The organism is Ekhidna sp., from assembly GCF_040223195.1.
Lineage (GTDB): Bacteria > Bacteroidota > Bacteroidia > Cytophagales > Cyclobacteriaceae > Ekhidna.
The window spans coordinates 35,868-48,240 of sequence record NZ_JAVKDX010000017.1; the positions used below are offsets into that span (position 1 = coordinate 35,868).

General features: G+C 44.2%; 6 protein-coding genes. 2 read left to right on the forward strand and 4 right to left on the reverse strand.

Features of this window, described 5'->3' with window-relative positions; all coding sequences use genetic code 11:
- Positions 1 to 63: 63 nt before the first annotated feature.
- Positions 64 to 3,435, reverse strand: coding sequence for a leucine--tRNA ligase (locus RLN88_RS10645; RefSeq protein ID WP_350221383.1), 3,372 nt, complete (start codon positions 3,433 to 3,435; stop codon positions 64 to 66).
- Between the two features lie 240 nt (positions 3,436 to 3,675).
- On the opposite strand from RLN88_RS10645, the gene RLN88_RS10650 reads away from it, so the two are divergent.
- Positions 3,676 to 4,425: a hypothetical protein gene (locus RLN88_RS10650; RefSeq protein ID WP_350221384.1), complete on the forward strand. Its 750-nt coding sequence runs from the start codon at positions 3,676 to 3,678 to the stop codon at positions 4,423 to 4,425.
- Positions 4,426 to 4,495: 70 nt separating this feature from the next.
- On the opposite strand, the gene RLN88_RS10655 is transcribed toward RLN88_RS10650, so the two are convergent.
- Entirely contained in the window at positions 4,496 to 6,961 is a 2,466-nt protein-coding gene (locus RLN88_RS10655) for a DUF7151 family protein (protein WP_350221385.1), read from the reverse strand.
- A gap of 226 nt (positions 6,962 to 7,187) precedes the next feature.
- On the opposite strand from RLN88_RS10655, the gene RLN88_RS10660 reads away from it, so the two are divergent.
- Complete coding sequence (locus RLN88_RS10660) at positions 7,188 to 9,635, forward strand: ABC transporter permease (protein WP_350221386.1); 2,448 nt, start codon at positions 7,188 to 7,190, stop codon at positions 9,633 to 9,635.
- Here the strand turns inward: RLN88_RS10660 and RLN88_RS10665 are convergent, their stop codons facing one another.
- Positions 9,636 to 10,088: a peroxiredoxin gene (locus tag RLN88_RS10665; protein ID WP_350221387.1), complete on the reverse strand. Its 453-nt coding sequence runs from the start codon at positions 10,086 to 10,088 to the stop codon at positions 9,636 to 9,638.
- Entirely contained in the window at positions 10,060 to 12,273 is a 2,214-nt protein-coding gene (locus RLN88_RS10670) for an efflux RND transporter permease subunit (RefSeq protein ID WP_350221388.1), read from the reverse strand. Before RLN88_RS10670 ends, RLN88_RS10665 begins: the two co-directional genes overlap by 29 nt.
- Positions 12,274 to 12,373: the final 100 nt, after the last annotated feature.

Genomic DNA, 12,373 nt, shown 5'->3' on the forward strand with positions numbered 1-12,373 from the left:
CAGTGAAGGATCTCAGTCTATCAGCAATGGACCCTTCGCTAGTACTCAGGGTGACCCTAAAAATTAAATCACAATATTCACGATCTTCTTAGGAACCACGATGACCTTCTTCGGCGCTTTTCCATCCAGCCACTTCTGGATTGTCTCGTTGGAAAGGGCACCTTCCTCAATCTGTTGGTTTCCTGCGTCTGTGGGGAAGGTAAGCTTCGCACGCATCTTCCCATTGACCATGACCGGATACTCGAAGGAATCCTCCACTAAATGCTTCGCTTCAAATTCAGGATAGCTCGCATCTACAACGGAAGAATCATGTCCTAATAAATGCCACAACTCCTCCGCAATGTGAGGCGCAAAAGGAGAGAGGATGATGGTAAGAGGTTCCAGGATTGCCCGCTTGTTGCACTTCAACGATGAAAGCTCGTTGGTGGCGATCATGAAGGTACTTACTGAGGTATTCAATGAAAGCTTCTCCGCATCATCAGCTATTTTCTTGATGGTGCTATGCAGTACTTTCAGTTCTTCTTTGGTTGGTGCTTCCTCGGTAATGGAGAAGTGTTCTCCATCGTGGAAGAGTGACCAGAACTTGCGCAGAAACTTGTAGACCCCCTCGATTCCATTCGTATTCCAGGGTTTGCTCTGCTCGATGGGGCCAAGAAACATCTCATACATCCGAAGCGTGTCCGCACCGTACCGCTCTACCAGCTCATCGGGGTTCACCACGTTGAACTTGGACTTGGACATTTTTTCTACTTCCCATTTGCAATAGAACTGCCCATCGTCTTCTGTTAGATATATTGAATTATATGATTTTTTAATTCCCTCAATATCTAAGACATCATTCGATACAAATTCGATTGGAATATGAATGACTTGAGGTGTGCGAGTTTCAGGAATTACAAAGAAATTAGAAATCAGTTCATCATTGCCAGGATTGTGGATAGTAGAATTGAATCTATCAATTTCCTTTTGCATTCGTTCTTCTAATTCACCATTAAAGTATTTATCAACAAGATTTTTGCTGAAATAGACAAATAAATTATTTGGATCAACAGGGAGCATTACATTTATTGGCATCTTAACCTTAGGATTGATTGTCAATTTAACCCTCAATGCCAAACTCGACCTCCCCTGAATCATCCCCTGATTCACCAGCTTTTTCGCATATTCATCCACTTCGATGATGCCCATGTCATAAAGGAACTTGGTCCAAAAGCGGGAGTAGAGCAGGTGGCCGGTGGCGTGCTCGCTACCTCCCATATAGAAGTCCACATCCTGCCAGTATTGCATCGCTTCCTTGCTGCAAAATTCCTCCTCATTGTGCGGATCCATGTAGCGGAAGAAGTACCAGCTACTGCCTGCCCAGCCGGGCATAGTGGATAGTTCAAATGGATGACCATTGTAATTCCAGTCTTTTGCCCTGCCTAGTGGCGGATCACCATCTTGTGTTGGGAGGTACTCATCAATCTTTGGCAGGTCCAGTGGGAGCTCTTCATCAGAAACCAGCTTTGGAACACCATTTTCATAGTAAACAGGTATAGGCTCTCCCCAGTAACGCTGGCGACCAAAAATGGCATCACGCAATCGGAAGTTCACCTTGGCTTTTCCAAAGCCTTTTTCTTCAGCAAATGCAATCGCTTTCTGAATTGCCTCACTTACAGGCAGTCCGTTTAGGAAATCAGAGTTGATGACTGCAGCATCCTTGGAGGTGAAGGCTTCCTCCTGCACATCCGTTTCACCGGCGATCACCTGAGTGATCTTCAGTCCAAATTGCTTGGCAAAACGATGGTCTCGCTCATCGTGTGCAGGCACGGCCATCACTGCTCCGGTACCGTATCCGGCCAGCACATAGTCGGCAGTCCAAATCGGGATTCTCTCCTTACTGAACGGGTTGATTGCATATGCTCCCGTGAAAACACCAGTCACCTTTTTCACATCACTCATCCGCTCACGTTCGGATCGATTAATCGCCTCGCTGACATATTTATCTACCTCTGCTTTTTGTTCAGGAGTGGTGATTTGATTGATCAATTCATGCTCTGGTGCCAGCACACAAAAGGTAGCGCCGTATATGGTGTCGATTCGGGTAGTGAATACCTGGATGGTTGCCCCATCCCCAGACCCCTTCCCCGAGGGAGAAGGGGCTTCACTGCTAACTTTATCAAGTGTGCTTTTGATCCTAGATAGGACTTTGGAGAGGTTTTCATTTACAGCCTCATTTTTCACAACTAGAATCTGATAGCCTAATGACTCCAAATATTCCTTTCGTGCCAAATCAAGTTCTCTTTGTTCTTCTTGATCATGATATGGCCCATCAACTTCTACGATTAATTTTTCCTTTAGGAAGATAAAATCAGCGATAAAATCTCCTACTGGGTGCTGTCTTCTTACCTTATATCCGAGTTTTTTATTTCTAAGTTTTTGCCAGAGTATATCCTCTTCTGGTGTTGAGTTTTTTCTATTACCCCTGGCGAATTCAATGAGTTTCTTTGCTAAAACCGGATTTGCAGTTTTCCACTTTTCAGTGCCCCTCTCCATTGGAGAGGGGTTAGGGGTGAGGACTTCAAAATCAATAACCGCACCAATGGACTTACCGATCCAGTTTCGTTGCATCTCCTTGATCGGTTCAGGCCAATCAATTTTATCTAAACCGGAAAGCAAACGATCAGCGTAGGCCGTAATTCGCATGCTCCACTGCGGCATTTTCTTCTTCACTACTGGGTGGCCACCACGCTCTGAAAAACCGTCTTTTACCTCGTCATTGGACAATACCGTGCCTAATGCCGGGCACCAGTTCACGGTTGTTTCTGCCAAATAGGTGAGTCGGTATTTGGATAGGAATTCCTGCTTTTCTTTCTCAGAGAAGCCATTCCATTGATCCGCAGTAATGGCAGGAGTGTCTTCATCGCACACTGCTTCCACATTTTGATTGCCTTCCTTTTCAAATAGAGCAATCAAAGTATCTATGTGCTCAGCTTTGTCCGTCTTTTGGTTGTACCAACTGTTGTAGATCAGCTTGAAAATCCATTGGGTCCATTTGTAGAATTTTGGGTCGCTGGTACGTACTTCTCTGGACCAATCGTAAGAAAAACCTAACGCTTTGAGTTGTTCCTTGTAACGGGTGATATTCTTCTCTGTTGTTATTGCAGGATGCTGTCCTGTCTGGATGGCGTATTGCTCAGCAGGCAGCCCAAAGCTATCAAAACCCATGGGGTGTAGCACGTTGAATCCATTGAGTCGCTTGAACCTGGCGACAATATCAGAAGCGATGTAGCCCAGTGGGTGGCCCACATGCAATCCCGCCCCGGACGGGTAGGGAAACATATCCAGGATGTAATATTTGGGTTTTTCAGAATCATTTGAAACCTCATATACTTTTTCGTCTTTCCAGTATTGCTGCCACTTTTTTTCTATTTCCTGAAAGTTATATTCCGCCATTGATCGAATGATTTTTAAAGCTGGCAAAGGTAAAAGATGCAAATAAGAAATGAGCATCAATATTCCAGGACGAGTGTTACCACGTAGTGCGTGGGACAATATTTATGTGAATTCCCGCTTCGGCGGACCGATGTGTACCTTTAAAAATTAAATTCATCACATGAAATAGGTTTACAAAATGAGGAAACCTTTGAATGTTTTGGATGTCTTTAGACCAATTAGACTCAATTAATAAGAAGGATGAAGAAACTTTTGATTTTAACGATTGCCGCAATTTCAGCTAACCTGGTTTTGGCACAGAATGACAGCACCATTGTTCAGCCTAAGCCAGTACCTGTGGACACAATCCCCAAACCTGCAAATGAGATAGATCAGGAAGATGCCCCGAAAATTATATACTATCAGAGCAATGAGCCTGAAAGAAAGCGGGCGAGAAGACAGGATATCAAAACCCTGAGTGGTACCATGAGCCACAGTGGTGGGTTTGGTGCCTTGTCGTTTCGAAGCACAAAATTCAGGGATGAATCGATGGTGCTTGGTGGACTAAGAGGTGGATGGATTATCAATCGTACACTGGGGATAGGTCTGGAAGGTCATGGCATAATTCCTACGGCCAAATTTGATGATATCGAGGCAGGGCAGGAGGTGAATATACTCGGGGGATATGGAGGTATGTTTTTGGAGTTAATCTTTTTCTCCAATGAAGTGGTGCATGTTACCTTCCCGGTTTCGGGAGGAGCGGGATGGCTGGGCTACCATCGAACCAACGAGGATAATACCATGCCAACCCCAATAGACAATGAAGTTGATTCGGATGTATTCTGGTATGTGGAGCCTGGGGCAGACCTGGAGTTTAACATTAGTAGAAACTTCAGGTTGGCGATGGGGGTGAGTAAGCGCTTTACCCAGGACCTGGAATTGATCAATACTGAGTCTTCGGCTTTTGAGAAGTTGAATTATTTCATTACCCTGAAAATCGGAGGTTTTTAATTGCATAATCCCTAAAAAGAAGAAAGCCCCTGCCGAAAGGAGGGGCTTCTTCATTAGCGATCAGGTTAGGTTACTTCTCGCGCAATTTTTTTAGAGGGGCTAGCTTTTCTTCGTAAGTCATGGACTTCCATTGCTGTTTATATTCAGTTTCAGCTACAGATCTGGCTTTATTTCCTGTTTTTACTTTAAGGTATAAGAGCGGTCTGTAATTGGAGTCTTTCGAATAGTTGGAGGTGAAGATATCCAATTCATATTGGACTCCTCCATCAGCCATTATCAATACTATCCCCTTGTTGCTGTCTTTGCCAGTTTCCTTATCAGTCCATGAAGTCACCACTGATTTGCTGAGCTGCAATGGGATATAGCCATCGAAAGCAAAGTTACCTGTGGGGGGAAGTTGATACATGTCAGAGTAAGAGTCGGCATCACCATCTTGATTTCTGGATGTGACACCCGGCAATGACCAATTTTCATCAGATGAATTTGCTCTTGTCCATGAAACAGCGTCTTCCTCGAATAGTGGAGCTTCCGGCAGGATGGTCTTAACCCCAATCCAGTTGCCGGTGGATTGTCCGTCAATTCTTGTGGATTTTCCCCTGAGGTAGAGTATGGCTTCTACAATTTGAAATTCTTCTCCAACTAAATCCGGTAATTTTTCCAATTCAGGAAAATGGATCAATCCATGACTATCGGTAGTGCCTCTGTCCACGCTAAAGGATTCTCCAAGTTCAGGTGGGTTTTTATCGGAGATAGAGACATCAGCAACTCCTGTGTATCCGTCTAAACCTTCCTGATAATAAAACTCAAAGATCCCATCAGAGCTACCATTGGAGCCGTCTGAGCCATCACATACATACGAGGTTGCATCCACTTCTCCGGCCTGCAAGGTGCCATCACCATTGTCATCTACACCTGTGCGGATGATCAGACCGCCATTGGTGCAGTCTCCCTGGCTGCCGGAAAAACTAGTCACAGTAATCAGGCTGTTTCTGCCGTTGGATCCGTTGCTGCCATCTGTGCCATTGCATACGTAGAATGAGGCATCTACCTCTGCAGGGTCGAGCATATTATTTCTATTGTCGTCAATTCCAACTTCGATGAATGTTCCTCCGTTGGGGCAATTGGTCCCCGGCGATTCAGTTGTTGATTTTACGATTGAATTCAATCCATCCTGTCCGTCAGCTCCATTTTCACCATTGCAGATCAGGGCTGTTTCCAGTACTTCATCTATGGTTCCGTTGCTGTCATCATCATAGCCAAAGGTTAGCTCCACGCCTCCCGCAGGGCATGAAACGTCGGTATTGGAAACCACAATCACGTTTCGTCCATCTGTGCCGTTGCTTCCATTTGTTCCATTGGCTCCATCTGTCCCATTGCACACATATAATGGCCCTCCGATTTCCTCCCCCGGATCAAGGGCATTGTTGGAGTTGCTATCCAGGCCAATATCTATTCTGATTCCACCATTGGTGCAGTTAGCACCTGATGGCTCGGAAGTAGTCCGAATAATGGAGTTCAAACCATTTGATCCGTTTGTTCCATTGCTTCCATTTGCCCCATTGCATACATAATAAGTGTAGTCGACTTCTTCATTTTGGAGAATTCCGTCTGTTGTGGTGTCGTCCATTCCAATTTCAATTTTCAAACCGCCATTTGGACAATTGTCCCCCGGATCCTCTGTCGTCACTCGAGTTATACTGGAAATACCGTCATTTCCGTTGGTTCCATTAGAGCCATTACTTCCATTACAAACATAGTTTTCAGAGACAACTTCCTCATTGTCAAGGGCTCCATTTCTGTTGGTGTCAAGGCCAAGCTCGACTTTCAGGCCGCCGTTTGCACAATTGGGTCCCGGAGCTTCGCTGATCACATTGGAAAGTGTGGAATATCCGTTTGAGCCGTTCGTTCCATTAGCTCCGTCTGATCCGTTGCAGATAGAATAGCTAGACTGAATTTCTCCACCATCTAATTCACCATTGTCGTTTAGATCAAGGCCAACCTCAATGAAAATGCCACCATTGGGACAGGTATCATCCGGTGTGGCTCGTATGAGGCTTGAAAGCCCATTTTCCCCGGCACCAGCACCATTTACACCATTACACACAAAGAAGGAGGTTTGAACCTCATCATTGTCAAGTGTATTATTATCATTGATATCCGCACCAATCTCAACAAGTGTGCCTCCTGCCTCGCAATTTTCACCTGGAGATTCAGGGGATGTCCTGGCCACAAGTTGGCTGCCGCTGGCACCATCATTACCAGTACCACCATTGCAAACAAAGCTGACAGATTCAACTTCAGAGTCATCTAAAGTTCCGTTATCGTTAGCATCCTGGCCAACAGAGATTCTAACGCCTCCATTGGAGCAATTTTCTCCAGCGGGTTCATCATCTATTTTTACAAGCGCATTAAATCCATTTACTCCATCTACACCATTTGTGGGTTCGGTAGGATCTTCTGCGCAACTGAATAAAAACAAAAGGAATAGAACAAGCAGACTTGACTTAGCTGATTGTAGGGTGATTGTAGTAAGCATTTGATTAAAGTGATTTTTTAGTTACTGCAATTTAGATAATATTAAATTATTACTAAAAAATATAATTATTCTTATAGATTGATTTTTTAAATACTGGACACTTTATCGTTCGTTGGCGAACAAAATCATCGCCATTGTCTTTTTCTAAGACATTGGAAATAAGTGTGTTGTGGACTTTGGCACTCTTTGTGAAATATATTGAATGAAACCTAATTTTTTGAAACACATGCTAACTTCCTTTAAGCTATTTTACAGATCCCTCCGACGAAATAAACTTTTTTCCTCCATCAATATCCTGGGACTGACGGTGGGCTTTTTTGCTTCCATTCTCATTTACATCTACGTCCAAAATGAATTGAGCTATGACCAGTTTCATGAGCATGGCGATAGGATTTACCGGGTGAACCAGACGTTTATCTGGGGTGAGGACAATTCAAATTTGTTTTCCAGTACGGGTCCGGGAGTGGGGTATGCCATCGCTGAGGAAATACCGGAGGCAAAGCAAGTGGTAAGAATTCACACGCCAAGCATGACCCCCATCACTTTCAAGTGGGAGGGGCAAGAGCGCTTTTTTAAGGATGAATATATTTTCGCTGTGGATTCCAATTTCTTTGAAGTTTTCACTTTCCCCTTACAGCATGGGGATCAGCGAACGGCATTGGAAAAGCCCAAATCTGTGGTACTCACTGCAGAAACGGCTAAGCGATTTTTTGGAAATGTAAATCCGGTTGGGGAGATCATTTCCATGGACAATGGTGAGTTCTTTACCGTTACCGGAGTGTTGGAGCCAATACAAGGAAAATCTTATCTCGATGATTTTGACCTGCTGGTATCGCTCAATAGTATAGATCGGATCAAGCGAAGCAACTGGAACTGGATGTGGACAATGTTTGAAACATTTATTCTCACTGAAGAAGGCGTGAAACAGGAAGTGCTTCAGGCGAAGATCAACGAACTGCCCAAAAAACATGCTGATAAAACCCTGGAGGCCATGGGATACACCTATGAAGAGTATATCGAGGCTGGAAAGGAATGGAACTTGTACCTGCAGCCATTTACTGATATCTATCTGCATTCTGATGGAATCTATAATCGGTTAAGCCAGGTAGGTGATTTCAAAATTGTGACAGCCTTAATCGGATCAGCCATTTTTCTGGTCATCCTTTCATGTATCAATTTCATTAATCTCAGTACTGCACAGTTTACCACCAAAGCTCATGATGTGGCTCTGAGAAAAGTACTTGGTGGAAGTAAGGCAGCATTTATCCGAAGGTTTTTCGGGGAGTCGCTGGCTTACAGTCTGATAGCTGCCACTGTAGCTGCTACAGTCCTTTTCTACACCATGCCATTCATCAATCAATCAGTTGGTACCACGCTCTCTTTTGATTCGGTCAATGGGTTGGCCGTGGTGGGTTTTATGGCACTGCTTGTGGTGTTGGTGAGTGTTGTATCCGGTTTCTATCCATTTATTTTCTTCAACTCATTCAAGCCGGTAGCGGCCATGAAAGGAGAGATGAAGACCGGGAAAAGGGGGCTTAAGTTGAGGAATGCGATGTTGGTCACTCAATATGTACTTTCATTCCTACTGATCATCGGCACAATTACTATTTACAAGCAGCTCGATTATTTTATTCATGCGGATTTGGGTTTTGAGAAGGAGAATCTGATTTCTGTGGAGAATGTGCAGTGGACAGGGGCTCAGGCAGAGTTTGCCAATGAGCTTGAAAAGATTGAAGGAGTAGTCGGGGCTTCTGTATGTGACGCGGTTCCCTTACTGATTTCAAACGGCGATCAGTTTATCCCTGACGAGCCGAATGCTGGTTCAGTCCCGTTAAACTATGCTCTTGGAGATGAGAAATATATTGACTTGCTGAAAATTGAAATGCTGGTGGGCAGAGGGTTTGACAAGTCCTATTCCGAAGATGTGAACGGAATCATCCTCAATGAAACTGCCGCCAGAACGATTGGATGGAAGGTGGATGAAAGCATTCTGAACAAGAAGATTACCAATTGGAGCGGAACGTATCATGTGATAGGTGTCACGAGTGATTTCAATTTCTGGTCGCTGCATGCACAAATCGAGCCTTTTGCAATCTTTCATTCGGCATCCAATGCACAGGGTGGCCGCCCTTTGACCAGGGTCATGGTAAAAACAAGAACTACCGATGGTGATATGGATCGGATAAAGCAGGAAATAGCCACAAAATGGGAAGAGTTTGCCCCAGGCCGACCCTATGAGCAAGTTTTGATCAGTGAGCACTTTGAAAGCTCATACCAGACAGAGCAGCGGTTTGGAAGCGTACTCACTTTCTTTGCAGCCTTGACGATCATCATTGCTTCATTGGGATTGTTTGGAATTGTGGTGTTTGCAGTAGAGCAAAAGCTCAAAGAAATTGGTGTAAGGAAGGTGCTGGGTGCGTCCATCTCCAGCATCATAGTCCTTTTCTCAAAAAACTATATAAAACTTCTTTTGGTTGGTTTTTTAATCGCCGCACCATTGGGATATTACTTTATGAATATCTGGCTGTCAGATTTTGAGTATCACATCAATATGACGGTGGATATCTTCGTGCTGGCGTTGATAACGCTGCTTTTCATTTCGCTGGCAATATCCATCTTTCATACCACCAAGGCTTCCTTGATGAATCCTGCCGATGTATTGAAGGATGAATAATTAGATATTTTTTAGCACTTTCAGGGCCTCTTTGATGTGGTTATCGGCATTGAAGTCAGCTCTGAAAGTATGCACTATGATGCCTTCTTTATTGACCACAAATGTCACCCTGCCCGGTAACAAACCAAAGAAGAGCGAAGGAACTTTGAAGCTATTCAATGCTTTTTTCTTAGGGTCACTAAGTAAAAGGAATGGCAAATTGCGACTTTCTGACACCTTTCTATGGGATTTGCTGCTGTCGCCGCTGATTCCGATTACCTCTGCCCCAACTTTCTGAAAGGCTTCATAATTATCTCTGAAACCACACGCCTGGGCTGTACATACCCGTGTGTTATCCTTAGGGTAGAAATAGATCACCAACGGCTTTTTCCCCCTGAAGCTGGATAGTGAAACCGGATTTCCATTTTGGTCTTCGAGTGTGATGTCAGGTATTGGATTCCCTTTTTGTAGCATTTTTTCTAAATGTGATAAGCAGCAATGGCAAAACACTCAAATCAACCACCATTGCAATGAGCAAAGAGAGACTTACGAAAAGCCCCATATAGAAGGTTGCCCCGAAAGTTGATAACAGGTACAAGGAGAATCCGGCAGTCATGATGATGGAGGTAATCAGCATTGCACTCCCGGCATGTCTGAATGTAATTTCCATCCGTCTGATAGGGTCTGGTTCGGGATTTTTGAGATAAAAACTCATCATATGAATCGTATCATCTACTGCAATACCAAAAGCTATGGTGAAGATGATTGAGGTGGTCATTTTAAGGGATATCCCCAGCCAGCCGAGGATTCCTGCCACCATCACCAGGGGAATGATGTTTGGAATCAAACTGATAATGAGCAGCTTCCAGGATTTGAAATATAAGCCTAGAATAACCCCGATGATCCCAATTGCTGTGAGCAGTCCTTTTAGCAAATTCACTGATAGCAGTTCATGGCTCTTATCTATCAGGTAGGTGGTTCCTGTGATCCGATAATTGATTTTTTCCTTATCGATATTTTCATCCAAATAGTTGATGAGTTTCTGATTTCGCTGATCGGTCTCATACGAGCCCAGTTCTGGAAAGAAACCAATCAATCGACCAGCTTTTCCGTCCTCAGTTACAAGCTTATCCAATCTCTTAGGGTCAATGCGATCCTTCAGACGAAGCGTCCTTTGGTAGATTTTTTCCTTATCCGGATATGTATAGTTTTCATTCAAACCACCATTTCCGGCCATATTCAGGTATTTGATAATGGTGACCGGGGATTGCACTTTGGAAATAGGGTACTTATGGAGCAGGTATTCCTCAATTTTTACTATCTCGTCCATCACCTCCTTATCCCAGATGGTGAGGGAGCTGTCTGCTACTTCTACTCGAATCTCGTACGGCTTGGAGCCTCCAAGTTCTTCATCGGCATATTCAAAATCCAGTCTCACCTGTGAATCTTCCGGCAGGTCATCCAGCAAAAAGGAATTGATTTTTAGCTGGCTAATTCCCGGTATCAGAGCGATCAAAATCCCAAGGGATAGCAGGACGATTTTCCATTTCCTTTTTATCAACAGGCTCACCCAAAAGGTCGGGATTTCTATGATTCGATTCTTTGAAGAATAGCTGGTGACTGAAGCTACCAAAAGCCCAAAGGTGAAGGTGATGATGAAAGCAAATAGCACCCCAATGGCAGCAAATAGTCCCAACATTTGTACCGGCTCGGTATTGATCCAGATTAGGCTGAGAAACCCAATGGCAGTGGTCACGGAGGTCAAAAGAGTAGGTATCCAAACTACCCTCAAGGCTTCTTTGATTTTTTCACTGTTGGAAGCACCACCGGACTTTTTCAGGGCATTCATTAAGTGCACCGCATCCGACATGGAAACAAAAAACAGGATAGGGGGCAATAAGGAGCTGAGCAGGTTAATTCTAATACCTAGGAACCCCATCAAACCAAACAGCCATACAAGGGATAAAAGGCTGATCAGAAAAGGGATAAGTGCGGATTTGAGGTTTCTGAAGATTAGCAGTAGCAGCCCGAAGCTTAGAATAAGCGAACCGACCAAAAACTTACCGAAATCATTTTGAATGTACGAGATGAATACACCGACTGCACTCAGCTTCCCCACAAGTCTTAGGTTGGTAATTCCAAACTTTCTTGCATGGTCCCGGATTGCTTTCAGCAATCGTTCACCCCGTTCCTGATCTGCAAAATGGGCATGATGGATGTAGATGCTCATTGCAGCTCCGGTCTTGCTGAAAGCCGATCGATACAGAGGATTTCCGAACACCCTCGCACTATCCTGGTTCAGTTGGTAGTCTGTGGGGTTTTCGGTGTGGATCAACGGGAAAATGACCAGCCCGGTGGGACTCTTCACTACATGCTGTAGCGAGAGGGGAGAATATACGTTTTCCACATCCTCAATGCCATTCAGTGACTTTTCAAATGCGCCTGCCAGAGGCAGAAACTCTTTATCAAAAATTCCATTCTTCCGCTCGATAATGACATGCAGATAGTCGTTATCATACCCAAACTGCTTCACATGGTTTGCATACGCTTTGCTATCCGGGTGATTATTGGGGAAAAACTTCTCAAATTCGAAATCAAAAGTGACATTTTGGATGTTCCAGCCAAAAAATGCCGAAATCACGACCAGTAAACAGGTCATTATCACCTTTCCCTTTGGGGTTATCAACCGCTCGACATATTTATCCAATCGTGGGTTCAGTGTTTCTTCGTTTAAAAGTTAATTTTGTTACCAAACTACG

Coding starts and splice junctions, on each gene's coding strand:
- RLN88_RS10645 (WP_350221383.1), bottom strand. CDS start 3,435: ATGGCGGAATATAACTTTCAGGAAATAGAAAAAAAGTGGCAGCAATAC.
- RLN88_RS10650 (WP_350221384.1), top strand. CDS start 3,676: ATGAAGAAACTTTTGATTTTAACGATTGCCGCAATTTCAGCTAACCTG.
- RLN88_RS10655 (WP_350221385.1), bottom strand. CDS start 6,961: ATGCTTACTACAATCACCCTACAATCAGCTAAGTCAAGTCTGCTTGTT.
- RLN88_RS10660 (WP_350221386.1), top strand. CDS start 7,188: ATGCTAACTTCCTTTAAGCTATTTTACAGATCCCTCCGACGAAATAAA.
- RLN88_RS10665 (WP_350221387.1), bottom strand. CDS start 10,088: ATGCTACAAAAAGGGAATCCAATACCTGACATCACACTCGAAGACCAA.
- RLN88_RS10670 (WP_350221388.1), bottom strand. CDS start 12,273: ATGACCTGTTTACTGGTCGTGATTTCGGCATTTTTTGGCTGGAACATC.